This is a genomic window from Salegentibacter sp. BDJ18, assembly GCF_017579965.1.
GTDB lineage: Bacteria > Bacteroidota > Bacteroidia > Flavobacteriales > Flavobacteriaceae > Salegentibacter.
Window position 1 is genome coordinate 38,082 of record NZ_JAFLQX010000024.1, and the last position, 25,800, is coordinate 63,881.

26 protein-coding genes are annotated in these 25,800 nt (G+C 36.1%); 13 read left to right on the top strand and 13 right to left on the bottom strand.

What is annotated here, in order from left to right; genetic code table 11:
• Window positions 1–11 precede the first annotated feature (11 nt).
• Both J0871_RS13860 and J0871_RS13865 read left to right on the top strand, forming a co-directional pair.
• Complete coding sequence (locus J0871_RS13860; protein WP_075327178.1) at window positions 12–923, top strand: type IX secretion system membrane protein PorP/SprF; 912 nt, start codon at window positions 12–14, stop codon at window positions 921–923.
• Window positions 924–940: 17 nt separating this feature from the next.
• Entirely contained in the window at window positions 941–2,803 is a 1,863-nt protein-coding gene (locus J0871_RS13865) for an OmpA family protein (protein ID WP_208225886.1), read from the top strand.
• Window positions 2,804–2,885: 82 nt separating this feature from the next.
• Here J0871_RS13865 and J0871_RS13870 read toward each other — a convergent pair whose 3' ends face one another.
• From J0871_RS13870 to pyrR, 5 genes are all read right to left on the bottom strand, one after another.
• A complete protein-coding gene (locus J0871_RS13870) occupies window positions 2,886–3,392 on the bottom strand; it encodes a CAP domain-containing protein (protein WP_208225887.1) in 507 nt (168 codons plus the stop codon).
• 180 nt (window positions 3,393–3,572) lie between these two features.
• Complete coding sequence (locus J0871_RS13875) at window positions 3,573–4,481, bottom strand: ribonuclease Z (protein ID WP_208225888.1); 909 nt, start codon at window positions 4,479–4,481, stop codon at window positions 3,573–3,575.
• A gap of 10 nt (window positions 4,482–4,491) precedes the next feature.
• Window positions 4,492–4,824, bottom strand: coding sequence for a ribonuclease Z (locus tag J0871_RS13880; RefSeq protein ID WP_208225889.1), 333 nt, complete (start codon window positions 4,822–4,824; stop codon window positions 4,492–4,494).
• A gap of 43 nt (window positions 4,825–4,867) precedes the next feature.
• The gene (locus J0871_RS13885) at window positions 4,868–5,797 is read right to left on the bottom strand and encodes an aspartate carbamoyltransferase catalytic subunit (RefSeq protein WP_075327183.1); all 930 of its coding nucleotides are present in this window, start codon (window positions 5,795–5,797) and stop codon (window positions 4,868–4,870) included.
• 8 nt (window positions 5,798–5,805) lie between these two features.
• Window positions 5,806–6,345, bottom strand: a complete 540-nt coding sequence (gene pyrR, locus J0871_RS13890) for a bifunctional pyr operon transcriptional regulator/uracil phosphoribosyltransferase PyrR (protein WP_079734259.1) — start codon at window positions 6,343–6,345, stop codon at window positions 5,806–5,808.
• Between the two features lie 247 nt (window positions 6,346–6,592).
• Here pyrR and J0871_RS13895 point away from each other — a divergent pair, with 247 nt between their 5' ends.
• Window positions 6,593–6,916: a phosphoribosylpyrophosphate synthetase gene (locus J0871_RS13895; protein WP_075327185.1), complete on the top strand. Its 324-nt coding sequence runs from the start codon at window positions 6,593–6,595 to the stop codon at window positions 6,914–6,916.
• Window positions 6,917–7,094: 178 nt separating this feature from the next.
• A complete protein-coding gene (locus J0871_RS13900; protein WP_208225890.1) occupies window positions 7,095–8,033 on the top strand; it encodes a ring-cleaving dioxygenase in 939 nt (312 codons plus the stop codon).
• Between the two features lie 99 nt (window positions 8,034–8,132).
• On the opposite strand, the gene J0871_RS13905 is transcribed toward J0871_RS13900, so the two are convergent.
• The 4 genes from J0871_RS13905 to ychF form a co-directional block, all read right to left on the bottom strand.
• Window positions 8,133–9,326, bottom strand: coding sequence for a hypothetical protein (locus J0871_RS13905; protein ID WP_075327187.1), 1,194 nt, complete (start codon window positions 9,324–9,326; stop codon window positions 8,133–8,135).
• An 82-nt stretch (window positions 9,327–9,408) separates the two neighbouring features.
• Window positions 9,409–10,143, bottom strand: a complete 735-nt coding sequence (locus J0871_RS13910) for a class I SAM-dependent methyltransferase (RefSeq protein ID WP_208225891.1) — start codon at window positions 10,141–10,143, stop codon at window positions 9,409–9,411.
• Window positions 10,144–10,238: 95 nt separating this feature from the next.
• Window positions 10,239–10,910: a hypothetical protein gene (locus tag J0871_RS13915; protein ID WP_208225892.1), complete on the bottom strand. Its 672-nt coding sequence runs from the start codon at window positions 10,908–10,910 to the stop codon at window positions 10,239–10,241.
• A 162-nt stretch (window positions 10,911–11,072) separates the two neighbouring features.
• Window positions 11,073–12,167 carry a redox-regulated ATPase YchF gene (gene ychF, locus J0871_RS13920; RefSeq protein WP_075327190.1) on the bottom strand — a complete coding sequence of 365 codons (1,095 nt, stop codon included), beginning with the start codon at window positions 12,165–12,167 and terminating at the stop codon, window positions 11,073–11,075.
• Window positions 12,168–12,396: 229 nt separating this feature from the next.
• On the opposite strand from ychF, the gene J0871_RS13925 reads away from it, so the two are divergent.
• Entirely contained in the window at window positions 12,397–13,332 is a 936-nt protein-coding gene (locus J0871_RS13925; protein ID WP_208225893.1) for a C1 family peptidase, read from the top strand.
• Window positions 13,333–13,445: 113 nt separating this feature from the next.
• Window positions 13,446–15,563 (top strand): DNA helicase RecQ, encoded by a 2,118-nt coding sequence (gene recQ / locus J0871_RS13930; RefSeq protein ID WP_208225894.1) that lies wholly within the window; start codon window positions 13,446–13,448, stop codon window positions 15,561–15,563.
• Here the strand turns inward: recQ and J0871_RS13935 are convergent.
• From J0871_RS13935 to J0871_RS13945, 3 genes are all read right to left on the bottom strand, one after another.
• Window positions 15,560–16,351 (bottom strand): tRNA pseudouridine synthase A, encoded by a 792-nt coding sequence (locus tag J0871_RS13935; RefSeq protein WP_208225895.1) that lies wholly within the window; start codon window positions 16,349–16,351, stop codon window positions 15,560–15,562. The two genes, recQ and J0871_RS13935, sit on opposite strands and share 4 nt — an antisense overlap.
• A gap of 32 nt (window positions 16,352–16,383) precedes the next feature.
• The gene (locus J0871_RS13940) at window positions 16,384–17,181 is read right to left on the bottom strand and encodes a lysophospholipid acyltransferase family protein (protein ID WP_075327194.1); all 798 of its coding nucleotides are present in this window, start codon (window positions 17,179–17,181) and stop codon (window positions 16,384–16,386) included.
• A 160-nt stretch (window positions 17,182–17,341) separates the two neighbouring features.
• A complete protein-coding gene (locus J0871_RS13945) occupies window positions 17,342–17,983 on the bottom strand; it encodes a CoA pyrophosphatase (protein ID WP_208225896.1) in 642 nt (213 codons plus the stop codon).
• On the opposite strand from J0871_RS13945, the gene J0871_RS13950 reads away from it, so the two are divergent.
• The gene (locus tag J0871_RS13950) at window positions 17,982–18,743 is read left to right on the top strand and encodes a peptidylprolyl isomerase (RefSeq protein WP_208225897.1); all 762 of its coding nucleotides are present in this window, start codon (window positions 17,982–17,984) and stop codon (window positions 18,741–18,743) included. The two genes, J0871_RS13945 and J0871_RS13950, sit on opposite strands and share 2 nt — an antisense overlap.
• On the opposite strand, the gene J0871_RS13955 is transcribed toward J0871_RS13950, so the two are convergent.
• Complete coding sequence (locus J0871_RS13955) at window positions 18,740–19,456, bottom strand: RDD family protein (protein WP_208225898.1); 717 nt, start codon at window positions 19,454–19,456, stop codon at window positions 18,740–18,742. The two genes, J0871_RS13950 and J0871_RS13955, sit on opposite strands and share 4 nt — an antisense overlap.
• A 34-nt stretch (window positions 19,457–19,490) precedes the next feature.
• Between J0871_RS13955 and J0871_RS13960 the strand changes: the two genes are divergently transcribed.
• Genes J0871_RS13960 through J0871_RS13985 form a run of 6 tightly spaced genes read left to right on the top strand, consistent with a single transcriptional unit; the run spans window position 19,491 to window position 25,584 of the window.
• Window positions 19,491–20,468, top strand: a complete 978-nt coding sequence (locus tag J0871_RS13960; RefSeq protein ID WP_075327198.1) for a stage II sporulation protein M — start codon at window positions 19,491–19,493, stop codon at window positions 20,466–20,468.
• The gene (locus tag J0871_RS13965) at window positions 20,449–21,306 is read left to right on the top strand and encodes a hypothetical protein (RefSeq protein ID WP_093306013.1); all 858 of its coding nucleotides are present in this window, start codon (window positions 20,449–20,451) and stop codon (window positions 21,304–21,306) included. Before J0871_RS13960 ends, J0871_RS13965 begins: the two co-directional genes overlap by 20 nt.
• Complete coding sequence (locus tag J0871_RS13970; protein WP_075327200.1) at window positions 21,306–22,064, top strand: hypothetical protein; 759 nt, start codon at window positions 21,306–21,308, stop codon at window positions 22,062–22,064. Before J0871_RS13965 ends, J0871_RS13970 begins: the two co-directional genes overlap by 1 nt.
• The gene (locus tag J0871_RS13975; RefSeq protein WP_075327201.1) at window positions 22,057–23,271 is read left to right on the top strand and encodes a DUF4350 domain-containing protein; all 1,215 of its coding nucleotides are present in this window, start codon (window positions 22,057–22,059) and stop codon (window positions 23,269–23,271) included. Before J0871_RS13970 ends, J0871_RS13975 begins: the two co-directional genes overlap by 8 nt.
• Complete coding sequence (locus J0871_RS13980) at window positions 23,252–24,253, top strand: MoxR family ATPase (protein ID WP_208225899.1); 1,002 nt, start codon at window positions 23,252–23,254, stop codon at window positions 24,251–24,253. Before J0871_RS13975 ends, J0871_RS13980 begins: the two co-directional genes overlap by 20 nt.
• Window positions 24,253–25,584 carry a DUF58 domain-containing protein gene (locus tag J0871_RS13985; protein WP_208225900.1) on the top strand — a complete coding sequence of 444 codons (1,332 nt, stop codon included), beginning with the start codon at window positions 24,253–24,255 and terminating at the stop codon, window positions 25,582–25,584. Before J0871_RS13980 ends, J0871_RS13985 begins: the two co-directional genes overlap by 1 nt.
• Window positions 25,585–25,800 lie beyond the last annotated feature (216 nt).

Below are 25,800 nucleotides of genomic sequence, written 5' to 3' on the forward strand. Positions count from 1 at the left end.
AAAGAAAGAACATGAAAAATATATATCTACTCATATTTTGTCTTATGTTTTCGGTTTCGGCTTTAGCCCAGCAATTACCGCAATTCACCCAATATATGTACAATACCATTTCTATAAATCCCGCATATGCCGGGAGCCGGGATGGCTTTTCTATAACTGCTTTAAACCGAAATCAATGGGCTGGAGTAAGCGGGGCGCCAAATACACAAACGCTATCGGTGCATTCTCCACTTACAAACGATAAAGTTGGTCTTGGACTCTCGGTAATTAATGATAAAACCGGATACGAGAATTATACTTATGCTTATGGTGATTTCGCTTATCGTTTAGATTTTAACAATAATATCTCTTTGGCAATGGGTTTAAAAGCCGGGATGAGCTACTATAATTTAGATGAAGAACTATTTAATGACCAGCAGGTTTTAAACGATCCCTTCTTTGAAGACCAGTTTAATAAATGGACACCAAATTTTGGGATAGGATTCTATCTCTCAGCTCAAAACTGGTATATAGGAGCTTCTGCACCAAAATTGATCAATAACAATAATCACGAGTATAATGAATTCCTGGCTATGGAGCAGATTCATTATTATTTAACCGGGGGTTATGTTTTTGATCTAAACGAAAATCTAAAATTTAGACCCACATCTTTATTAAAAATGACTAGCGGTGCACCGCTTTCTGTAGATTTTTCGGGAACAATGATTTTTAATGAGAAATTTTACCTGGGTGCCAACTGGCGAATAGATGATGCTTTGGGAGCTTTCCTGGATGTAGAACTTTTTGATGGTTTTAGAGCAGGTTATGCTTACGAATATTCAATTTCAGACATAAGACCCTACACCTCGGGTTCACACGAAATCCTACTTATTTACGAATTCAGATTTCAAAAAACCAGGTACAAATCTCCTCGATTCTTTTAATATAAATGCCGCCGATTATGAAAAAACAATACTATTTAATTCTATTATTCTTAGTGTTTAGCATAAACCTGCAGGCACAATATGGTAAACAAAAAAAAGCCGATAAGCTATATAGCAATTTTGCTTATACAGAAGCCGTGGATGTTTACAAAGAACTTATAGCAAACGAATATAATCTCAAGGAAAACAGGTTAAAACTCGCCGACACTTATATGAAATTAAGAAGTCCAGAAAACGCTGTTTTTTATTATGAAGATGTTTTAGAAGATTCTACAAATATTTCTGCGGAATATTATTACGAATACGCTCAGGCCTTGCGCGGAGCGAAAAGATATAAAGAGTCCCGGGAATGGCTGCAGAAATATCTTGAAAGTCGCGGCGAAGCTTCAGCTGAAGCGAATAAAATACTGAACAGGACAAACTCTGCAATACAAACCACCTATAAACTTCAGAAAAGTGATTTTAATTCAGAATTTAGTGATTTTGGCGCTGTAAAATATAAGGATGAAACATATCTTATTTCAGCTCGAAATTCAAAGAATTCAGAAAAAGAATATTCCTGGAACGAGGAGCCTTTCTTAGATATTTATAAATTAAATTCTAATAGTGAGGTCTCTCCTATTTCAGGAGAAATTAATACCAAATTGCACGACGGCCCAATAAGTTTTAGCCCAAATGGGGAAACTTTATATTTTACCCGAAATAATTATTTCAATAATAAGGAAGGAAAAAGAGATAAAGAAGCTACTAACCATTTAAAGATCTATTCCGCTCAAAAATCGGGAAATAGCTGGGTAAATATTCAGGAATTACCGTTTAATAGTGATAATTATTCTGTGGGACACCCAACGGTTTCCCAAGACGGAAAAACACTTTATTTTGCTTCTAATATGCCAGGTGGCCAGGGCGGCACCGATCTTTATAAGGTTTCCAAAAAGGGAAATAATACTTTTGGAGTCCCGGAAAATTTAGGAAGTGAAATTAATACACCTGAAGATGAAACTTTTCCCTTTATAGATGAAGAAAATGTACTCTACTTCTCTTCTACCGGTCACGGCAGTTACGGTTTAGCCGATATTTTTAAGACAGATTTAGAGGCTGAAAATCTTGAAGTTCAAAACCTCGGAGAAACCATCAACAGTAATTTAGATGATTTTAGTTATTTTGAAGAAAACGGCGTGAATGCGGGGTTTATAGCTTCTAATCGGGAGGGTTCAGATAATATTTATAGCTTTAATCAATTGCTTCCCCTGGTATTAAAAGGAAAAGTTACCGATGCTGTAAATGGAAACCCTATTCCCCGGGCTACCATAAGACTTTTTAATAAAAATAATGAAGAAATTGCATTTTTGGAATCTAATGAAGATGGAAATTACCAAACCACGGTAAATAGAAATGTAGATATTCCGTTGGAAGCAAAGCAAATTGAATATCAAAATTTTAGTGACACTCTAGATACGCGCAATATGGAAGATTCGGAAGAATTAATCTATAATATCGCACTCCCACCGGTTGCCGATGTGGAATATCTTGCGGAAATAAATAATATTTATTTCGATTTTGACAAAAGTAATATTAGAGCAGATGCCGCAAAAGAACTGGATAAACTGGTAAAATTAATGAAAGAAGAATATCCAGATTTGGTGATAGAAATTGGTTCCCATACCGATAAACGTGGAAGTGATATCTATAACGATGCTCTAGCCGAAAGACGGGCCAAAGCCACTCGTGATTATTTAATTGCAGAAGGTGTAAGTGGAGAGAGACTTCAAAAACAGGCCTTTGGAGAACGTAAACCAGCCATAAACTGTGATCGCTGTTCCAGTGAGCAACATCAGCTTAATCGCCGCTCTATGTTTAGCGTGGTTAAGATGGATTAATTTTTTTGAAGAAAATTAAATTAAAAAAGGTTCAGCAAAACGCTGAACCTTTTTTCCTTAATCAATCTATGAAAAACAAATATTACTTTCTTATAAAGATATTGGTGAAATAATTGCGGCCTTCTGCATCATCTACCACAGATACTCCAAAGTGAGAATGGTTTCCTTCAATATTCTTCTTGTGGCCATCACTATTTAACCAGGCATTTACCACTGCTTCTGCAGTACGGTAGCCAAATCCAACATTTTCACTTACAGATTTTGCTCCAACAGCCTCCACCAGATTTTCGTAACGTGCACCAAAATTATCGTGACTTACCTTTCCAACTTCAAGCATGTAATAATTATGAGATTCGGCTTCTAAAGAAACTTCCGCTATTGGTTTAAGAGGTTCAAGTTCCAGGCTTTTACGATGTGCATTCACTAATTCAAGAATACTACTTTCAATTTCAGAATAATTAAAATTAACAATTTCTTCTGCGGTATGATTGTAGGAATTCACTTCATCTTCGATGCTTTCCTTTGCGCAGGAAATCGTTGATATAGAGAGCAAAACAAGTATTGCAAACCTAAAGGTACTTTTTCTCATAGTTCAGTAAGTTAGACTGGGAAGTTAAAAGTACACTTTTTATCGACTAAAAACATATGTTAAAATGCAGTTCATCGATTTTATCTGAATTTTAACATAAATAGCAAGTTTTATCCTACTAAAAATGAACTTATTAGGAATTCAGAAAATTTAAAATGTAGGAAAATGTAAGGAAAAGTGTTATTCAAAGACAAAAACCTTCCCATCATCGGCAAGTTCAACTTCAGGAAAAATACCTGCAGCTTCTTCTCTAAATAAATTGATATTAGAATATCGGGTAGAATAATGGCCAAGAATTAGTTTTTGCACCCCTGCTTCTTTAGCAATTTGTGCAGCTTCTTTGGCCGTGCTATGCTTGGTGGGAAAAGCCAGTTCTGCTTTATCCTCAAGAAAAGTAGATTCGTGGTATAAAACCGTCGCACCGCTTATCTGCGGAATCATTTTCTGATTAAAGGCGGTATCACTACAATAGGCGTAACTTTTTGTAGGTTCAGGTGGCGCGGTTACTAAATGATTGGGAACCAATTCGCCAGATTCAGAAGTTACATCCTTTCCTTTCTTTAAACTTTTATAGAGGGAAACATCAATATTATATTCAACCGCTTTATTGATAAGCAATTTCCGGTCCCCGGGTTTTTCTTTAAATAGAAAACCGTTGGTATAAATTCTATGAATTAAGGGAATAGTTTCTACGCTCAGCTTTTCATTTTCATAAATAAGCTGGGGTTCCTTGCTATTCAATTCATGGAAGTAAAGCGGATAATTAGTCCAGGAATTAGAAAGTTTTAGTTGTAATGTTATAATTTCTTTTATTCCTTTTGGCCCGTAAACGTGTAATTCGGTTTCCCGGTTCAACAATCTAAAGGTAGAAATAAGCCCAACCAGCCCGTAACAATGATCCCCATGAAGATGGGAAATAAAGACGTGTTTTATCCTGGAAAATTTAATTTTATTACGTCTTAGTTGTACCTGCGTCCCTTCGCCACAATCAATTAAAAACAATTCGTTCTTAATTTCCAACACCTGGGAAGTGGGATTAGTGAAACTACGGGGAGTAGCAGCGTAACAGCCAAGAATATTGAGCTTCATTCAGTAAAAATTAAACCCCTAAATCCCGTTGAATTTCGTCCATTTGAATAAGATCTTCAGCTTCCCGTAAAGAGGGCACTACTACAATTTCTTCAGGTAGTTCATCTATGGTAACTGCATTACTTATTAAAACAAAAGATTTATTGTTCATTTGGTGCGTAGTGGCAATTTCTAAAAATCCCATCACTTCTTCTTTTTTGATTTGGTGATAAGCAAGCAAGTTTACTGCCACATTATTATTTTCAAACTCGGCGTGTCTTTGTGTAAGTAACGAAACAAAATCTACAACCGGAGCTTCTAAAGGTTCTATTAAAATATAATTCTCTTTTTCTGAAATCTTCATAGCGTGGTTTCTTTGAAATTTAAAGTTAAGGAATTAAAGCCTTTTAGTGGTTTATCTTTGAAGCTAATAAATAAATCACTGCCATTCTAACGGCTACTCCATTTTGTACCTGGTCTAAAATAATCGCATTTTCGGCATCGGCAACATCGCTGGTAATTTCCACGCCGCGGTTAATTGGTCCCGGGTGCATTATTACTATTTCTTTATTCAGGCTTTCCAGCATTTTCTTATTTAGCTGAAATTGCTGTGCGTATTCCCTGGTACTGGGAAAATAACTAATATCCATTCGCTCATTCTGAACTCTAAGCATATTTGCCACATCACACCATTCAAGAGCCTTTCTCAGATCGGTCTCTACGCCCACACCTAAAGATTCAATATGTTTTGGCAATAAAGTTTTAGGCCCACAAACCTTAACTTCGGCTCCCTGAAGTTTAAGTGCAAAAATATTTGAAAGCGCTACCCTACTATGCAGAATATCACCAACAATCACTACTTTTTTACCTTTAACTTCACCAAGACGCTCTTTAATAGAGTAGCTGTCTAAAAGTGCCTGGGTAGGATGCTCGTGTGCACCGTCTCCGGCATTAATAATACTGGCCTTTACGTGGCGGGAAAGAAAAATTCCTGCCCCGGGATTGGGGTGCCGCATCACTACCATATCTACTTTCATAGATAAAATATTGTTTACGGTATCTATAAGGGTTTCTCCCTTTTTTACTGAAGAAGATGCTGCAGAAAAATTTACAACATCGGCACTTAAGCGTTTCTCTGCAAGTTCAAAAGAAAGTCGGGTTCTGGTAGAATTTTCAAAAAACAGGTTGGCAATGGTAATATCTCTAAGCGAAGGGACTTTTTTAATGGGCCGGTTAATCACTTCTTTAAAATGATTGGCGGTTTTAAAAATAAGCTCAATATCTTCTTTGGTTAGATATTTAATTCCCAGTAAGTGGTTTACACTTAATTCGCTCATATTTTTAATTATTTAGAAACCAGATAAACCACGTCTTCACCATCGTTTTCTTTCCAGTTCACTATTACTTTTTCTTCATTTATAGCATCTACCTGTCTCCCGTTATAATCTGGCTGAATGGGTAAATGACGGCTAAAACGCCTATCTATAAAACTTAATAATTCAATTTCTGCAGGCCTGCCAAAAGATTGTACGGCAGTTAGTGCAGCCCTAATGCTGCGGCCGGTATAAAGAACATCATCTATAAAAACCACTTTTTTATCTTCAACAATAAAATCAATTTTAGTTTTATTCGCTTCAAGCGGTTTGTCACTTCTTCTAAAATCGTCTCGATAAAAAGTGATATCCAGGTGACCGTATTTTAAATCTTCAATCTGGTATTCCTCTTCCAGAATTTTTATAATTCTTTCAGCAAGAAAAACCCCTCGCGGTTGGATTCCTATAATTACGGTGTTTTTAAAATCGGTGTGATTTTCAACTAACTGGCAGGCAAGACGGTGTAAAATAATATTTATTTCAACAGCATTCAGTAATGTTCTTTGGCCCATAGTTTAGTTGCAAAAAATAGAAGTTCTATCACAAAAGTAAGCTTTTTTATTTTTTTCTGAAGTTGAATAGACTTCAGTTTTAAATCTTTTTACTGAAGAACTTAAACTGATATTCTTTTATTCAATTGAAGGTTAAAATTAGTATTTAAACATACACTGAAGTTTTTACAGATTAAATAAAACTCTGATTTTCAATAGTTTTATAGATTAAAATTAAGTAATTTTATAGTATTAAATAGATGAAATTATGTTGGTAGAAAGACACGATTACGATACTGTAAGCCAGGCAATGAATGGTCTTGCTGCTCGAGGTTATACAACCGACTTTAAATTAGAGCCGGAAAAGGATAAAATTGTAGCTCCGCAGCGCTCGCTTGAACTTTCTCCTGAAGATTTTGAAATTGATGAAATCTACCGTTTTGAAGGGATCACAGATCCCGGCGATGAAATGATTGTTTACGCCATTTCTTCTCACAATCATAAAATAAAAGGCGTTTTAGTAAATGCTTTTGGAACTTATTCAGATTCTAATACTTACGATATTGTAAAGCGTCTGCATAAACACCTTTAGATCTTCCTAACTGGATTTTTACTGAATCCCAATAAATTCTTTAATTTTATAGAGCTATTGAACTTAAATTTTTAGCTCCTGTTTCGGCTAAAATTCCTGAATTTCAGTTATAGGTTATTTTTTACCAATAATTTAACCCAGGATGAGGCTGGTTTTTACTTAATTGAAACAAAAAATTATGGAAGATAAAATACTTGGTTTACACCATATTACTGCAATTGCTGGAGACGCGCAACGCAATTACGATTTTTATACCAAAGTTCTAGGATTACGAATGGTTAAGAAAACGGTGAATTTTGATGATCCTAAAACCTATCATTTTTACTTTGGCGATAAAGTTGGCTCTCCTGGAAGCATTTTAACTTTTTTCCCGTGGCCACGAGTTAAGCAGGGGAAAAACGGCGTTGGAATGGCTACCGAAATAGGTTATTCGGTTCCCGAAGGCAGCCTCGATTTCTGGCAGGAACGCTTTGAACAACACGGAGTGGAGTTTGGAAAAATCAGGGAGCAGTTTGAAGAACAATATTTACCTTTTAGAGATCCCGACGGACTTAATTTAAAACTAATTGTCACTAAACACCAGGATAACCGTGAGGCCTGGGAAACCGATGAAATTAAAAGCGATGTGGCTTTAAAAGGTTTTCATAGTGTAACTCTTACTCTATTTAATGTTGGTCCTACTGCCAGTATTCTAACAGATATTTTTGACTACGAACTCGAAGAAAAATCGGGTGAATTTTATAGATACAAAACCAGTGCAGTAGAAAATGCTGCTATAATTGATATTCACGAAGACCCAACAGCCGACCGTGGAATTAACGCCGGTGGTACTAATCACCATATCGCTTTTCGGGTAAAAGATGAAGAAACCCAAATGCGCTTTAGGGAAAAAATTATTCAGAAAGGTTTACAAATCACCGAAAAAATAGATAGGGATTATTTCTATTCGCTCTATTTTAGAGAACCGGGCGGAGTTTTATTTGAAATCGCTACCGATAATCCCGGCTTTACAAGAGATGAAAGCCTTGAAGAACTTGGAAGCAACCTAAAATTACCTGAACAATATGAAGGTTCCAGAGATAGGATTGAAAAACTCCTGCCTGAATTAAAACAATAGACAAACATAAAAGACTATCTCAGAATCTTTAACGTCATCCTTAATTTATTTCAGGATTTAAGATTCTGAGATAGTCTTTATCAATAAAGAAGAAAACCTCTACTCTACTACATACATCTCGTTAGATGCTTTAATATATTCCTGCGGATTAAAAGTAGATTCAAAACTGTTTCGCACCACGTTAAGTTTCGTTTTAAGATCGGCGATTTTAGTTTTTAAATATTCATCGTTTTCGTATTTCTTGATAAGCGAATCATATTTCTTTAAATTTTCAAGAATTCTAAAAGTAATAGTTCCAAAACGGATCTTTAAATTTTGTACCGCGATCATCTGGTCGTGATAGTCCTGTTTCCAGTTTTCAGGATTTTTAGCTTTTTCTTCAGCGATTTTATTTTCAGCAATTTTAGAAATATCTAAGATATACTGCGTACGTTTTTTTGCATCGGTTTCATTGGTGAAATTACGATCAAACTCGGTTGGGTCTATTTCCAGGATTTGTACTAAATTTTCCTGCATTGCCTTTTCCTGTAGCTCTTTTAATTCATCCAGGTTTTTATTAATAGATTCCCACTCGGTTTCTATAAGATCCTTATCGTGGGTAAATTGCGCCACAGTTGTGGTTAGTTTCAGCATTTCTGTACTTTGCTGTTTCAGTTTTTTATCGCCCCAACCAAGAGAATTTATAAAGCTTCCAATTCCGTCAAAAACGGTTCCGGCAAACATTCCGGTAAATGGTGTGCCCTGCGCAAGATCTCCAGTTACATTTAGAATATGGCTTAATGCAGAAAGCCTGGCATCATTTTTCTTTTCATCTTCAATAAACTTTCTAAACTGGCCAAACCACTCCTGGTAACCTTCATAATGCATTGGGTTACTCACCTGGTCTAAAGTTGCATAAAATTCACGGGAAGCATTAAACAGATTTAGCGGCTTAATTTCGCGTTCCATAGATGCTAAATTTAACACGGCAGAACTGTAATTATATTTGTAAACGCTAATGGTATTTTTATCTATTTCTTCCTGGCGTTCTTCAAGGAATTTAACACGTTCCAGAAGTTTTTCTACTTTTTCTGCAGAAGAATTCGTGTTTTGAATGCTTTCATCAAGATTGCTAATTTTTGAATCTATTTCTTTAATTCTAAATTCCAGATTCTGACTTAACAAACTGCGTTCTCTATTAAGCTCCTGGAGCACCTGCTGGGTTACCGATTGGTCATCGGCAAAGCTTTGTGCCAATGAATTCTGAAAAAACATACCCGTAAAACACAGGAAAATAAAACCTAATTTATTCATTATCAATTATTTTAATCAGCTAATTTATTTATTTATAACGATTGGAAGATAATCATATTCTATGCCAGTTCAATTTTTAATTTTAATCATTCAATTTTCCCAGCCTTAGAAGAATGGGAAAAACTATTTTATTTTTATTTCCAAAGGCGATTTTAAGTTCATTTTTAATCAAATTTACAGGATTTTCACCCTTTTCTTTTTCATAGTGTTTTACAGCGCTCCAGGTTTCTAAATATCCTATTAAATGATCAAAACTCCATTGATATTCCTGCTGAAACGCCGGTGTTTCAATTTCCTGAAAAGGAAATGGAATTGTTTGATATTTTTCATCTAAATAGCGCCTTTCTTCATCCCAAAACGAGCCAATAATATCTTTATAAAATTTATAAATCAGCTTATCTGTTTCCAAATTACTTTTAAATAGGGAGTAACCTATTATCGCAATAATTCCATTAGGTTTTAAAACCCGCCCTACTTCGCTGTAAAAAATTTTAAAATTGAACCAGTGAACGGCCTGCGCCACAGTAATAAGGTCAAAAGTTTTATCCTGAAAGTTTGTTTCCTCAGCCCGTTGTACAGAATATTGAATATTAGACTTCCTTACTGCATTTTCTAATTGTTGTTTACTAATATCTGTAGCTTCTACTTTTTGAAAGAAATCTGCTAATTCTCCTGCTACCTGGCCATTTCCCGTTCCGCAGTCCCAGGCGGTTTCAGTTGCAGTTAATTTTTCTTTCAAAAATTCATATAACTCCTGCGGATAAGCAGGTCTGTACTTTGCATAGGAAGAAGATTGAGTAGAAAAATTATCTTTCATTAAAATATAATTTCAATTAAAAATAAGTAAAATAAAGACAAAAAAAAGAACCGTCTAAAAAGACGGTTCTTATAAACATTATAATCTAAATTTTTCTATTGATTTACATCAAGGGTATCTGGCTCCTGACTGTAATCTGATTCATCTACTGCGCCAGGATTCACCTTCATTGTACCATCATCTGTTGGCGCGTCCATATCTTCCATAACATCTGCAGCCTTATGGAAGAAATTACGCAACTTTTCTTTCGCATTATCAGCTTGCATATCAATATTCTGAAGTTCAACTTTCAAGTCATCTACTTCTTCAGAAAGTTCATCATAAGCATTTTCCTGGAGTTTTTCGAGGGAAGCTATGGCAGTTTGCAATTGTGCGTTCATATCATCTGCCGGTTGGCTTAGACTATCGCCAATAACTTCAAGCTTTTCATCGGCCTGCATTCCAAAATCTCTACTTCTTTCTGAAACTGCTGCTGCAAATTTTTGCAAAGCTGTTTCAGGATCAATTTCTTCCTGCATTTCTTCATATTCATCATCTCCATCTACATAGGTAAGATAATCTGCTACCGCGTTGGTTTGATAGGCAAAATTAGACATAGTATCTTCCTCAATCTCCAGGGTCTGTTCGATTTCTATCTCTGCATCATCGGCTTTTTTATTACCATCGTTACAGGCAAATAGAAGCCCGGAAGCCATAACTATAAGTCCGGTTTTTTTGACAAAAGCCGGTGTTGTAAGTTTAGATTCAAAATTCTTTCTCAGTTTCATAGTTTCCTATTTTGGTTGTTTTACTTAAAATAAGGAAATAAATAAAAGCTGAACTTAGCACGAATGATAAACTATTTCTAAAAATTTAGATAAAACTCTAATTTTAGTTAAATTAGAATGAATAAGTATAAAAAAGGCAAAATTATCTTAAAAAATTGCGATTTACACGTTGAATCTAAAATGCATTACATCGCCATCCTGTACAATATATTCTTTACCTTCTACTCGCATTTTACCGGCTTCTTTTACCTTAGCTTCGCTTCCAAGGCTGTCAAAATCGGCATAAGAAATTACCTCGGCGCGAATAAATCCTTTTTCAAAATCGGTATGAATTACTCCGGCTGCCTGTGGCGCAGTAGCTCCTACAGGAATAGTCCAGGCGCGTACTTCTTTTACCCCAGCGGTAAAATAGGTTTGGAGGTTTAATAATTCGTAAGCTCCACGAATTAATTTGGCAGAACCAGGTTCTTCGAGACCAATATCCTGAAGAAACATTTGTCTTTCCTCAAAATCATCAAGCTCGGTAATATCAGCTTCAGTTCCTACGGCAAGTACTAAAACTTCAGCATTTTCCTCTTTTACTGCTTCTCTTACGCGATCTACGTGAGCGTTACCATCTACCGCTGCATCTTCATCTACATTACAAACGTACATCACCGGCTTATCGGTAATAAACTGAAGCGGTTTTATAAAATCTTTTCTTTCTTCTTCGGTTAAATCTATAGCCCTAACAGATTTCCCAGCTTCCAGACCTCCTTTAACTTTACTAAGTGCAGCTTCTTCTTTTTGGGCCTCTTTATTCCCGGTACGAGCAGCACGCTTTACTTTCTCCAACTTCTTCTCTGCGGTTTCAAGATCTTTAAGCTGAAGCTCCATATCTATGGTTTCCTTGTCTCTAATAGGATCTATAGAACCATCTACGTGTACAATATTATCGTTCTCAAAACAACGCAAAACGTGTAGAATGGCATCGGTTTCACGAATATTTCCAAGAAACTGGTTCCCCAATCCTTCACCTTTACTAGCGCCTTTTACCAGACCGGCAATATCTACAATTTCTACTGTAGCCGGCTGTACTTTTTCGGGTTTAACCAAACTTTCCAATCGTTGAATCCTGGGATCTGGAACATTCACTACCCCAACATTAGGTTCTATGGTACAAAAAGGAAAATTCGCGCTCTGTGCCTTTGCATTAGAGAGACAATTAAATAACGTCGATTTTCCTACGTTTGGTAATCCTACAATTCCGGCTTTCATAGTAATGATTTTTTGCGGCTGCAAATGTACATATTTTCTAGTGTAGCGACTAATTTCTTTTTATTTGCATTAGCAATTCAGCATAAAAAATCTTTTTCTTCATAATAAGAACATTATTAGTATGTTTATTGATGTTATATGTTGAATTTCTCAGAAGGAATTTTTCTAAAAATCATCTATAAACAGATTTTCTTCTGAATAATGAAGATTTAAAATACCTCAAATTGTTATGAAAAAAATTCAAATTTTACTGCTCGCAATTAGCTTAAGCCTTGCAGGCTGTTATAGTGACAGGGATGATTTAAACCCCAATGCCAATAATCCTGCAGTTCCCGAAATCCCACAGGAAACCGAAAATCAATTTATTTCTGAAGATGGCGAGGTTTATTCCACCGGCCTTGAATGCTCTGGAAATGGTAACTACAATATAGATGCTGAAAATTTACTGGAAAGCCTCGTTATTCCCGATAGCTTACCGGCAGCTTTTGATCTTTCTGAAAACCTTCCCCCGGTTGGCGATCAGGGCGCGCTGGGGTCTTGCGTTTCCTGGGCTACGAGTTATTATTTGAAATCTTTCCAGGAAAAAGTTGAATCTGGATTACCTTATTCTGAAGCAAATATTTTTAGTCCGTCTTATACTTATAATCAAATTACCACCGATGAATGCGGCGGAACTTCAATTCCTGAAACTCTTGCTTTAATAGAAGAACAGGGAGTCGCGGCTTTAGAACTTTTCCCATATACTGATAATGAATGCGAAACCCAACCCAACGAAGCTGTAATTGCAGCCGCCGAAGAAGCAAGAATAGCTGATTATAAAGGTTTAAGCGGGGAAAATATGCTAGCCGAAATGAAAACTTTAATTACCCAACAACAACCCATTGTTATTGGCGCAGTGCTTTCTCCAGAATTTGGTAAAACCGATAATTTTGGGCTATCGGCATACCGGGAACACGCTGTAGATTATGAAGATGTAACCTGTCACGCGATGTTAGTAGTTGGCTTTAATGATGAATTTGGCGCTTTTAAAGTAGTAAACTCCTGGGGAGAAGCCTGGGGCGACAATGGTTTTGTTTGGATAGACTACCAGGCTTTTGAAAATGTTTCAAATCAAGACGCGCCTTTTAAAGTGATTAACCAGGCTTATGTAGCCTACGACCTTTAGTATATATCTCAATATTTTAAAATTAAGTTTCCCTAATTTTAAAAATAAGTGTTTTCCCATAATTTAAGCGCAACAGGGTTTGAGAATTGTCACTTTGCCCTAACTTTGCGGCTATGGAAAATACCCGGGTTTTACATACGCTTAAAGAATATTTTGGTTACGATAGTTTTAGACCGCTTCAAAAAAAGATTATCGATTCGGTTTTTGAAGGCAAAGATAACCTGGTAATTATGCCAACCGGTGGCGGAAAATCTATTTGTTACCAGCTTCCGGCCATTTTACTTCCAGAAATCACCCTGGTGATTTCCCCACTTATCGCCTTGATGAAAGACCAGGTAGACGGACTTACCGCTAATGGCGTTCCAGCGGCATTTTTAAATAGTAGCCAAACCGAAAGCCAGCAACAGGAGATCTTTAAAAAAATTGATTCCAAAGAATTAAAACTACTTTATGTTGCTCCAGAAAGTCTGCAGTTTGTAGACCGTTTTATGAGCGACGGCAAAATAAGTTTGATTGCGGTAGATGAAGCACATTGTATTTCCAGTTGGGGACACGATTTTAGACCGGCTTATACGCAACTAGGCTATTTAAAAAATCGCTTTCCCACTACTCCAATGATCGCGCTAACCGCTACGGCCGATAAAGCTACGCGCGAAGATATTTGCCGCCAATTAAATATTCCAAATGCCGAAAAGCACATTGCTTCTTTTGATAGGAAAAACCTGAGTTTAGATGTTCGGCCCGGAATTAAGCGCTTTGAGCAAATCACCAATTTCGTAAAAACCCGAAAAAAGGAAAGCGGAATTATCTACTGCCTAAGTAGAAAAAACACCGAGGAAATTGCTGAAAAACTGCAGCGAAAAGGTTTTGAAGCGGAAGCTTACCACGCAGGTTTACCAGCTGAAAAGCGTATTGAAATTCAGGATAATTTTATCAATGATAATTCAAAGATTATTTGTGCTACCATCGCTTTTGGGATGGGCATCGATAAATCTAATATTCGGTGGGTAATTCATTACAATATGCCTAAAAACCTTGAAGGCTATTACCAGGAAATTGGTCGTGCAGGGCGTGACGGTCTGCCTTCAGACACTATGCTTTTTCATAGTTATGCCGATGTGGTGCAGCTGCAAAAATTCGCTTCCAACTCAGGGAATGAAGAAGTGCAGCTTGCAAAGCTAGACCGAATGAAACAATATTCTGAAGCTTTAAGTTGTCGACGAAAAATATTGCTGAGTTATTTTGGCGAATTAAAACAGGAAGATTGTGGCAACTGTGATATTTGTAAGAATCCGCCGCAGTTTTTTGATGGAACGGTGATCGCTCAAAAAGCTCTTTCCTGTATTTTCAGATTAAAAGAAAACGAACCGATTACTGTACTTATAGATGTGCTTCGCGGTTCACAAAATGAGTCGGTTTTCAGTAAAAATTATCAGCAAATTAAAACCTTTGGGATTGGAAAAGATATTTCCTGGCACCACTGGCAGCAGTATATTATTCAGCTTATCAACCTTGGTTATGTAGAAATCGCTTTTCACCGTGGCAATAATTTACAGCTTACCGCCTTGGCTAAAAATGTTTTGTTTGAAGGCGAAAAAGTCCAACTTGCTGAAGTTCCAGACCGTAAAAAACTGAAACGCCGTGAAGAGATAGAAATTTCAGAAAAAACTTCAGATAATTCCCTTTTCGAAAAACTAAGACAGTTAAGGTTAAAAATTGCTCGTGAAGAAGAAATTCCCGCTTACCTGATCTTTAACGATGCGACCTTAAAAGAAATGGAAAAATCCCGCCCTATGACCGATGATGAATTTCTTCAAATTAACGGTGTGGGAAGACAAAAAATGCAGGATTACGGGTACGAATTCATAAAGGAAATCATCGCATTCAGTAAAAAAAAACGTAGCACTAAAAAACGTAAAAAAGCAAATACCTACAAGGCAACTTTAGATTTATTAAATGAAGGTTTAAACCTGGAAGAAATTGCGAAAAAACGAGAGCTTGCAATTACTACTGTTTATTCGCATTTAGCAAAATTGTATGCCGAAAATGAAGCGGTAGATCCTATGAAATATATTTCTAAAGCTGATTTTAAAGCTATTGAAAAAGCTAAAACTGAACTTGAGAACCCAGAAGGTTTAAAACCATATTTTGAACATTTTGAAGAAGCAATAGATTACGGCACTATTAGACTGGCTTTGGCAGTTTTAGAAAAACAAGAAGCGAAAGTTTAAAAATCTTCGAGCCCAATTTTATTTAAAAGCAAGCCCGAAGCCGGTACTATGTAATCCATTTGCATTTCAACGCCGGGTTTTAAGCTGTTTTCCAGATTTTCCAGTGTCAATTCACCTCTACCAAGTTGCAGCAAAGCGCCCATCATTAAACGAACCTGGTGTCTTAGGAAACCTGCACTGTGAATATGAAAAATATAGGATTTTTCAGGAAAAAAACTGGCGGTGATTTCGGTATTTTCGACTAATTCAGATTTTATAATCTCACGCTCAAAAGTGCTGTTTTCTGAAACCCTTACACAATAGTTTCTAAACTGGTGTTTGCCTTCAAAAAGCTTTGCTCCTTTTTTCATCAATTCAATATCCAAATCAAATTGAAAATTAGCCATTAAAGGCGCACAGAAAGGATGATTTTTCTCTCCAAAACTAAATAAATAAGCATATTCCTTAAGTTTTGGATGCTGAATAATATTGAATTTCGCATCTACTTCAGTAATGGCAAGCGCTCGAATATCTTGTGGTAAATTCTGGTTGAATTCTTTTAAAAACTCATACAGATCGGAAAGTGGTTCGTAATCTAAAAACAACTCAAATGCCGATTCCTGCGCAGAAACCATAGCATCGGTTCTACTGGTGCCCAAAATTTTAAACTTTTGTACAGGCATCACATAACGTAAAGTTTTTGTGATTAACTCTTCTACTGTTTTTACATCTGGCTGCTTTTGCCAGCCGTGTAATCGGTAACCTAGATATTGAACTTTAATAAGGTAAAAATAGCGTTTGGGTTGCAATTGTTGGATTTTCGGAGTTGGGATAACTTTTTTTAATATGCCCTTTTCTTGTTTAGTTCTTCCATTTCCTTAATCGCATCAGAAGGAATAACCTTAAGGAAAGAAGGGTGCTGTTCTATGGCATACTCAAGCTTGCTTACAATTTCTTCAACAGAATCATTTTCATAATCTATGTCTAGCGGCTCCTTAATTTGCATAGTTTGCAAAATACCGCGCTTTTTGATCCTAATTCCTTTTTTATCAAAAGAACGCCTAAAACCATCAATTACAATAGGAATTACCACCGGTTTATATTGTTTTATAATATGCGCAGTTCCTTTTCTAATGGGTTTAAATGGTTTGGTGGTTCCCTGTGGGAAAGTTATTACCCAGCCATCTTCCAGGGCCATTCCAATATTCTTTGTATCGTCTGGATTTACTTTTCGCTCAACTTCTTCGCCTTTTGCACGCCAGGTTCTTTCAACACTCACAGCGCCGGCATAAGCCATAATTCTATAGATTAAACCGGCATTCATGGTTTCTTTAGCCGCTACATAATAAATATTGAGTTTTGGCTGCCAGATATAACCTATATTTTTAATGGAATCTACCCTTCCGCTTAAACTCGCGTTAAAAACGTGGAACATTGCAGTTACATCAGCAAAATAAGTTTGATGATTAGAAACAAAAAGTACATTGTTATCGGGAAGGTTTTTAATGATATCTGAGCCTTCAATGCTAAGTTCATTATAACCGCGATAACGGCGGTGGCTAAGTAATCCGAAGATACGGATAAGCCACTTTTTCAGAAATAAAAAATGCCCAAATGGATTTCTTTTAAATAATCCCATAGTTTAATTTTCAGTTCTTACTTTTTGTATAATTCCAGTTGCATTAAATTAGGAAACCTAATGAAAAAATATAATTTAATTATGAAACTAGCCGGGCACTATTTTAAATCTCGATTATCGAGTAAAAATTAAGCCGGGCAAATATAGTAATTCTTAAATTTTAAAAGCTTTTTCTAAAGATTTCCCGAATCTCACTCAACATCATTCCCGTTGCTCCCCAAACAATTTGTTCATTTAATCTAAATGCAGGCACAACCATTTTACTGGAATAACTTGTGCTCAATTCCTGTTTCACAAAGTTAGAATGATCTAAAAAATGATCTAAATCTACCTCTAAGATACGTTCTACTTCACTTTCTTGCGGGATTAAAGTTGGAGTTTTTTCCAGCAAACCTAAATAAGGTTGTACCCAAAAATTACTGGGCGGAATGTACAAACGGGTAAGCTCTCTTATTACTTCAATATTATTCCTGGGAATTCCAACTTCCTCTTCTGTTTCACGTAAAGCAGTTTGTTGCAGGTTATCATCTTCAGGCTCAACGCGGCCACCGGGAAATCCAATTTGATTAGAATGAACGCCTTTATAGGTTTTTCTTAAAATTAGAACCAGATGAGTTTTTCCAAAATTATTGGGATAAAATACCGCCATAACACCAGCTTTATTAGGCTTAAGGCTATTAATATCAAGATTTCTCATCTCTTCAATGCGGTTGCCAGGCACTAATTTATGATGCGCCTTTTCTCCCGGAAGGACAATTTTTTTTAATTTTGGTATCCTGTCTTTAAAATCCTGAAAATCCATGAAAAACTCGCTTGCTTTCGTTTATCTTTTTCTAATTCTTTTTTTTGCAAGTTGTGAAGATAAGGAATCTTCCAGTAAAAATGCTTCGGAAAAGCCTTTAGATAAAGAAGAAGTTAATCAAAAAACTTCCAAATTAGATTCACTGAGAGCAAAATATAGTAAAGCTGAAGAAACCTCTTACCAAAGCGATTCTATTCAAAGCGACAAAGAGTTTCCCATTGCGCAAGAAGAATTAATTCCATTTCTAACCCAGTACGGGAAAGAAAATCCGGAAACCCGGGTGAGAATCATTACCAGTTTTGGCAATATTGAAGTAGAACTTTTTAGAGATACTCCCCTACACCGCGCCAATTTTATAATGTTGGTAAAAGAAGGTTATTTTAACAGCACCTTTTTTCATCGTGTTGCTCCCGGCTTTGTGATTCAGGGAGGAAATTCAGATAATGTTACTACTCCCCGCCAGCGCTCACAAATTGGAGATTATTTAATTCCCAGTGAATTTGATGCAGGCCATAAACATACTTACGGAGCTTTTTCAGCAGCAAAATATAGTGAGCAAAATGTGAGTAAAGCTTCTTCGCCTTTTGAATTCTTTATTGTTATGAAAGAAAACGGAACCCCACATTTAAATAACGATCATACTGTTTTTGGGCGTGTAACCAAAGGAATGGAGGTTGCCGAAAAAATTGAAGAAGTTGAAACAGGCCAATCTGAATGGCCAATTAATAACGTTGAAATGGATATTGAAATAATTAATTAGGCCCGCTGGGTATAAAAATTATAATCTGTAATTACCTGCTGAATAAATTCCATTGGAGACTCATTAGGTTGAGTTTCCAGTAATTCTGATAATTTTTCTGAAAGTGATAGAATAAGTCGGTGGTTATGACTTCTTCTCGCAGTTTGATAGAGGTTTTTAATATTTTGTACATCTGCATCCTTTAAAACACTCACCTGCGGATATTTTGGTCGGTAGCCTTCAGGAACATCTACTGCCAGGCTTCGATTTAAATTCGTTCTTGGTTTTTCAGAAATCACCGTGGTTTTTGCAGCTAGATCGCCCAACCGCTGCCCTTTTCCGTTTAATAAAATAGTGACCACCGCAATAGCTCCACTACTAATAGAAATATCAATAAACCGAAGCAACCACCTGATTAAATATTCAGCAAAAGCGGGCCGGCTGCCATCTATCTTTACTACCCTAATTTGTAAAGCGGCCTTTCCCGGGGTTTGCCCATTATATAAACTCTCCCATAATAAATAATATAATAGCGAAGGCAAGCCCATTACAAGGTAGTAAACCCATTGCCCTGCGGCATCAAGCCCCGTACCGGCCAAAGCCAAAGAACTTATTACTATATACAACCCAATTATAAAAGCATCTACGATAAAAGCAAGGATACGATCGCCCACGCTCGCAACATTCTGATTAATACTTATATTTTGAGCGGTTTCAATTTGAAAATTATCCATTTAATCTGTTTCTTTGAGTCATAATAGAAAAACCATGCGAGAAGCTGCATTTGTGAAGCAAAATAAGGATAAATGGCTTAAATTTGAAAGCCAGCTTCAAAATAAAAATATACTGAGACCAGAGCAGCTCTCTAATATTTATATTGAAATTAGCGACCATCTAAGCTATTCCAGAACGTTTTATCCTAAAAGCAATACTACTAACTATTTAAATCAGTTAGCCGCTTCAGCGCATCAAAAAATCTATAAGAATAAAAAAGAATCACAAAACCGGTTTATCACCTTTTTTACAAAAGAATTCCCATTGTTTTTCTATAAGTTTCAGAAACAATTATTGCTAAGTTTTTTAATTTTCGCGCTTTTTTCTGCGGCGGGCGCATTTTCAGCAGCATCAGATCATACTTTTGTGAGAAGTATTTTAGGCGATGCCTATGTGAATATGACTTTACAGAATATTGCTGAAGGAGATCCTATGGCGGTTTATAAAAAAATGTCTGAAACCGATATGTTCCTGGGAATTACGATCAATAATATTCGGGTCTCGCTAATGGCTTTTAGTATGGGAATCCTCGCAGGAATTGGCACGGTGTTTATTTTAATGCAAAACGCAGTAATGCTCGGATCCTTTCAATATTTCTTTTACGACCAAGGCTTACTTTGGGAATCTGCCAGAACAATTTGGATTCACGGTACTATTGAAATTTCAGTAATTATTATTGCGGGTTGCGCAGGACTGGTAGTTGGAAAAAGTATACTTTTCCCCGGCACTTACACTCGTCTCACCTCTTTTGTAAAGGGCGTTAAAAACGGATTAAAAATCGTGATTAGTACCATTCCATTTTTTATCCTGGCGGGATTTCTGGAAGGCTTCGTAACCCGATTAACCCAAATGCCCGATTGGCTGGCGATTTTAATTATTGGTAGCTCCCTGGCACTAATTCTATTTTACTATATTTTTTACCCCATATTTCTACATAAAAAACAACAAATTCATGAAGCAGGATTACATTGATTTTAAGCAACAGCGAGAGCTGGGCGATATTATAAGCTATACGTTTAAGTTTATTCGTGAAAATTATAAAGCCTATTTTACAAGTGTTATAAAAATTTCCTGGCCGGCGTTTCTGCTTTTAATCGCTGCCGTATCTTACTATTCGTATACCACGGTTGGTAATTCTTTAATGTTCAATCAGGATGGCGGGTTTTTTATCGGTTTTGGCTTATTAATGGTTGGGCTACTATTATATTTCTCAGTAATGAACGTGGCGGCATTTCATTTTATAAAATCTTACGTTACTAATAATGGAGAAGCCAGTCACCAGGAGGTTAAACAAGGCGTGAAAAAAGATTTAGGAAAAATGTTTGGACTTGGCGCCGTTACCTGGATCTTGATTTTCGCCGGACTTATAATTTTTATTCTGCCCGGAATTTATTTAAGTGTTCCGCTTAGTATTGCGGCTGCGGTACTTGTTTTTAAAAGCGAAAGTATTGGCGGTAGCATTTCTGAAGGTTTTCACCTGGTAAAAGATAATTGGTGGATGAGTTTTATAAGCCTTTTCTTAATCTGGCTTATCGTGTATATCATCAGCCTTATTTTTCAACTACCGGTGCTCATTTATACTTTTGTAAAAATGTTCACAATTATGGAAGAAAATTCGGCTTCTTCAACAAATGTTGCCGAGTTATTTGATTGGGTTTATCTCACCTTAACCATAATTGCGTCTGCCATTCAATACCTGCTTTACGCCATTACACCAATTGGGGTTGCTTTTGTTTATTATAACCTTAATGAAATAAAATACTTTACCGGCGCCTACGAAAGCATTGAAAATCTTGGTAAAAACAATTAATGATTAAAGTCTTTCTTCTTTTCAGTTTTATTTTCTTCGGAAACTTAATTCCGCAAGAGCAAGCGATGACTGATTCTACGGAAGTGGTTCAGAATTCCTCTGAAGAAAATCTGGAGAAAGCTAATTTTGATGCTGAAAAAATTGAAGCTTATAAATCTGATAAAGCATTTGATTATCTAGAAAAGATTGAAGAAGATTCCTGGTGGACCCGCTTAAAACGTTGGATTAACCTTAAATGGAATGCTTTTTTGCAATGGCTTTTTGGCGATTACCAAACCAACGCTTTTTGGAGTGCAGTTCTCTCAGCTTTACCCTATATATTCCTAATCTTAGTCCTTGGTTTAATTACCTGGCTTTTTATTAGATTAAATCCAGGGAATGCAGTGATGGCTGCACCTATTACCGGAAGAGTCAATCTTCAAAAAGAAGAAGAAATCGTAAAATCGGCAGATATCTCTTCATTAATTGAAAAAGCGATTCGAGAAGAAAATTATCGCCTTGCTGTTCGGTATTTATACTTAAAGAGCTTGCGTTTGCTTGATCAAAAAGAGCATATTTCGTATAGATTTCAAAAAACAAATGAAGATTATATTAACGAAATAAAGGAGACTGAAATAAAAAGCCAGTTCACCAAAATCACCCGACTTTACGATTTTATCTGGTATGGGGATTTTGACCTTTCTAAATCGCGTTTTCAGAAAGTAAACCGGGAATTCAGCCAAATGGAAAATAACCTAAAAAGCGGAAATAATGGGTAAGACTTCAAAACTCTTCTTTGCTGCATTCCTGCTTTTGGTAATTTTTCTCACTTACCTGGAAGCTACAGAACCTGAACCGGTAAACTGGACGCCCAGTTATATGAGTGACGATAAAATCCCACTGGGAAGTTTTGTTTTTTATGATAGCTGGAAAAATACTGAAAACTGGAAATTTGAAGAAATTGACGTTCCACCATTCGAAAAACTATCTGATAGCCTGGAAAACGGCACTTATTTTTTCCTCAATAATGCCGTGTATTTTGATCAGGATGAGTTAAATAAATTGCTTGATTGGGTTTCTAATGGAAATCATCTTTTTATATCGGCCAGGGGAATTAGTCCCGAGTTGTTAGATACACTTCATTTAGAAAATAAGGTTTTTATTCCTAAAAACGATCTAAGTTCAAAACCACAATTGAATTTTGAAAACTCAGCTTTAAAAAAAGAAAACGATTTTAAGTTTAAAAATGAATTTTCGTCACTTTACTTTCATCAAAAAGACAGTGCGCAAATCGAAGTTCTGGGAAAAATTAATATCCAGGGAGATGAAAAAAACAGTCAACCTAATTTTATAAGGTCCGATTTTGGAAAAGGGAAAATTTACCTGCATAATACCCCTGAAGCTTTTGGGAATTACTTTTTACTAAGCAATAAGAATTACGAATATGCCGAAAATATCCTGGCTTATATGGAAATGGGAAACCAGGTATTTTTGGATAATTATTATAAAGCCGGAAAAACATATTATTCTTCCCCGCTTTATATTTTACTAAGTGATACCCGCCTTAAATGGGCCTATTATTTTCTGCTGGCCGGCTGCGTTTTGTTCATTATTTTTGAAGGAAAACGAAAACAGCGGTCTATTCCGGTGGTAGATCCTTTAAAAAATCAGAGTTACGAATATGCCAAAACTGTTGGAAATCTTTATTTAGAAGAAAAAGAATATGAAGAATTGATCTCTAAGAAAGTCAATTTATTTCTTGAATATATTCGTTTACAATATAAAATTTCAACAAAAACCATAGACGAAGAATTCTATACCTTACTGGCGGCAAAATCTGGAAACAGCGTAGCTTCAGGAAAGAAACTTTTTGAGAAAATCGAAAAGCTCTCAAATAATAAAAGTGCCGGTAAAAGTGAATTTTATGAACTTTCTGAGGCAATAAATAATTTTAAATCACATTCCAATGGAAAACGAAATAAATAATGAAAACGAATCTTTAGATTTTGGCAGTCGCATCCCGCTGGACGATCTTAAACAAGCGGTTTCAAGTTTAAAAAACCAACTGGCCAAAGTAATTGTAGGTCAAAACGATTTTGTAGAACTCTTAATTGCAGGCCTGCTTTCTAACGGTCACGTTTTAATTGAAGGTGTGCCCGGTGTGGCCAAAACCTTAACCGCAAAATTATTTGCTAAAAGCCTGGAAACAAACTTTAGCCGAATTCAATTTACACCAGATTTGATGCCGAGTGATGTTTTAGGAACTTCGGTCTTAAACGCGCAAAAAGGTGAATTTGAATTTAAACCCGGACCCATTTTTTCCAATATCGTTCTAATAGATGAAATTAACCGCGCTCCTGCTAAAACCCAGGCAGCTTTGTTTGAGGTGATGGAAGAGCGCCAAATTACCATAGATGGGGTGCAGCATGATTTGGAAGCGCCATTTATGGTCCTGGCTACACAAAATCCTATAGAACAGGAAGGAACTTACGCCCTGCCCGAAGCCCAATTAGACCGTTTTTTATTTAAAATTGAAGTGGATTACCCCAGTCTTGAAGACGAAATAAATATTCTAAAAACCCACCACGACCGCAAGGGCTCGTTACCTATTTCACAGATTGAAGCTGTTTTGAATCCTAAGAATCTAAACGAGTTAAAAGGCCAGATTCAGGAGATTATTGTGGAAGAAAAACTGATGCATTATATTGCCAGTATTGTAGGTAAAACCCGTAATCACTCTCACATTTATCTTGGGGCTTCTCCCCGGGCATCTATCGCGGTGATGAACGCTTCTAAAGCATTTGCAGCAATAAACGGAAGAGATTTTGTAATTCCAGAGGATATTAAAAAAGCACTAAATCCTGTTTTAGCGCATAGATTAATTATTAGTCCCGATCGTGAAATGGAAGGAATTACTGCCAAAGAAGTAATAGAAATGATCTCGCAATCTGTAGAAATTCCACGCTAGTGCTCAACTTCTTAAAATCTTTATATTTAAATCAGCGTTTTTTCTATGCGACCTTTGCCATCGCACTACTCTTTCTATTTTCATATTTCTTTGATTTTTTATACGGTTTTACCTGGGTTTTAAACCTCGTATTATTACTTCTGTTTCTCGCCGATTTGGTAAGTCTCTATAAGTCTAACCGAATAAATGCCGAAAGAATTCTTCCTCAGAAATTTTCAAATTCAGATGAAAATGAAGTGGAAATAATCCTGGAAAATAACTATGGCTTTTCTATTTATACTGAAATTATAGATGAAATCCCTATACAGTTTCAAAAGCGGGATTTTTTAAAACAATTAAAGATTGGCGCCGGTAATTCTGAAAAATTCAGCTATTATTTACGGCCTGTTGCTCGTGGGGAATATTACTTTGGAAAACTAAACATTTACGTTTTCACCAAAATTGGTTTGGTGAAAAGACGTTCGGTTTTTGGAAACAAACAAATGCTGAAAGTCTATCCCTCTTTTATTCAGATGAAAAAACTGGATTTTTTAGCTATAGATAATCGTTTATCACAACCAGGATTAAAAAAAATTAGAAGGATTGGCCACACGATGGAATTTGAACAAATTAAGGAATATGTGCCGGGAGACGATGTGCGAACCATAAACTGGAAAGCTACCGCCAAACAGGGCGACCTTATGGTAAACCAGTTTCAGGATGAAAAAGCGCAGCCAATTTATTCAATTATTGATACCGGCCGGGTAATGAAAATGCCTTTTAATGGTTTGAGTTTGCTGGATTATGCAATTAATAGTAGCCTGGCTTTTTCTAATATAGCGCTGAAGAAAAAGGATAAAGTTGGGCTAATTTCTTTTTCATCAAAAATTGGAAATATCTTAAAAGCAAATGCAAGATTAAGCCAGTTGCAACAAATAATGGAGCGTTTATATAATATTAATACTCAATTTCCCGATTCAGATTTTAATATGCTTTACAGTAATTTGCGACAAAGAGTTACCCAACGAAGCTTGTTGATGTTATACACCAATTTTGAACATATTTCGGCTTTAAAAAGACAGCTTCCCTATTTAAAGGCCGTTAACAAGAAACACGTTTTAGTGGTTATATTTTTTGAAAATACCGAATTGGATAAAGTTATAAGTAGCAATCCTGAGAATACTACCGATATGGCTCACCAGGTAATCGCCGAAAGTTTTGCCCACGATAAAAAACTAATGGCCGCCGAATTAAGGCAACATGGAATTAATACTTTACTCACCAAACCCGAAGATTTGAGTATAAATGCCATAAATAAATACCTTGAAATTAAAGCGAGGGGAATACTTTAATCCCGCCATTACGAGCAACGTAGCACGTTGTAATCTTTTACCTGGAAGTTAGCATATTTGACGAGTTGGCTCCAGTCTTACACCAATCCCAATTTTCTTTCAGTCTTTTCCTCTTTACTCTTTTTTCTCTTTTCTTTTGAAGAATCTACAATTCAGCACTCAAAAATTACAACTCGGTATTATTTATTAAATCTAAAGGATAAATCAGATTAGTTT

Bases quoted from the DNA above. Each gene is read 5' to 3' on its own strand.
- recQ (WP_208225894.1), top strand. From the start codon at position 13,446: ATGGAAAATACCCGGGTTTTACATACGCTTAAAGAATATTTTGGTTAC.
- J0871_RS13900 (WP_208225890.1), top strand. From the start codon at position 7,095: ATGGAAGATAAAATACTTGGTTTACACCATATTACTGCAATTGCTGGA.
- J0871_RS13865 (WP_208225886.1), top strand. From the start codon at position 941: ATGAAAAAACAATACTATTTAATTCTATTATTCTTAGTGTTTAGCATA.
- J0871_RS13880 (WP_208225889.1), bottom strand. From the start codon at position 4,824: ATGAAGATTTCAGAAAAAGAGAATTATATTTTAATAGAACCTTTAGAA.
- J0871_RS13955 (WP_208225898.1), bottom strand. From the start codon at position 19,456: ATGGATAATTTTCAAATTGAAACCGCTCAAAATATAAGTATTAATCAG.
- J0871_RS13965 (WP_093306013.1), top strand. From the start codon at position 20,449: ATGAAGCAGGATTACATTGATTTTAAGCAACAGCGAGAGCTGGGCGAT.
- J0871_RS13875 (WP_208225888.1), bottom strand. From the start codon at position 4,481: ATGAAGCTCAATATTCTTGGCTGTTACGCTGCTACTCCCCGTAGTTTC.
- J0871_RS13980 (WP_208225899.1), top strand. From the start codon at position 23,252: ATGGAAAACGAAATAAATAATGAAAACGAATCTTTAGATTTTGGCAGT.
- J0871_RS13915 (WP_208225892.1), bottom strand. From the start codon at position 10,910: ATGAAACTGAGAAAGAATTTTGAATCTAAACTTACAACACCGGCTTTT.
- J0871_RS13975 (WP_075327201.1), top strand. From the start codon at position 22,057: ATGGGTAAGACTTCAAAACTCTTCTTTGCTGCATTCCTGCTTTTGGTA.
- J0871_RS13885 (WP_075327183.1), bottom strand. From the start codon at position 5,797: ATGAGCGAATTAAGTGTAAACCACTTACTGGGAATTAAATATCTAACC.
- J0871_RS13970 (WP_075327200.1), top strand. From the start codon at position 21,306: ATGATTAAAGTCTTTCTTCTTTTCAGTTTTATTTTCTTCGGAAACTTA.
- J0871_RS13870 (WP_208225887.1), bottom strand. From the start codon at position 3,392: ATGAGAAAAAGTACCTTTAGGTTTGCAATACTTGTTTTGCTCTCTATA.
- pyrR (WP_079734259.1), bottom strand. From the start codon at position 6,345: ATGGGCCAAAGAACATTACTGAATGCTGTTGAAATAAATATTATTTTA.
- J0871_RS13910 (WP_208225891.1), bottom strand. From the start codon at position 10,143: ATGAAAGATAATTTTTCTACTCAATCTTCTTCCTATGCAAAGTACAGA.
- J0871_RS13950 (WP_208225897.1), top strand. From the start codon at position 17,982: ATGAAAAACTCGCTTGCTTTCGTTTATCTTTTTCTAATTCTTTTTTTT.
- J0871_RS13940 (WP_075327194.1), bottom strand. From the start codon at position 17,181: ATGGGATTATTTAAAAGAAATCCATTTGGGCATTTTTTATTTCTGAAA.
- ychF (WP_075327190.1), bottom strand. From the start codon at position 12,167: ATGAAAGCCGGAATTGTAGGATTACCAAACGTAGGAAAATCGACGTTA.
- J0871_RS13895 (WP_075327185.1), top strand. From the start codon at position 6,593: ATGTTGGTAGAAAGACACGATTACGATACTGTAAGCCAGGCAATGAAT.
- J0871_RS13945 (WP_208225896.1), bottom strand. From the start codon at position 17,983: ATGGATTTTCAGGATTTTAAAGACAGGATACCAAAATTAAAAAAAATT.
- J0871_RS13960 (WP_075327198.1), top strand. From the start codon at position 19,491: ATGCGAGAAGCTGCATTTGTGAAGCAAAATAAGGATAAATGGCTTAAA.
- J0871_RS13925 (WP_208225893.1), top strand. From the start codon at position 12,397: ATGAAAAAAATTCAAATTTTACTGCTCGCAATTAGCTTAAGCCTTGCA.
- J0871_RS13860 (WP_075327178.1), top strand. From the start codon at position 12: ATGAAAAATATATATCTACTCATATTTTGTCTTATGTTTTCGGTTTCG.
- J0871_RS13905 (WP_075327187.1), bottom strand. From the start codon at position 9,326: ATGAATAAATTAGGTTTTATTTTCCTGTGTTTTACGGGTATGTTTTTT.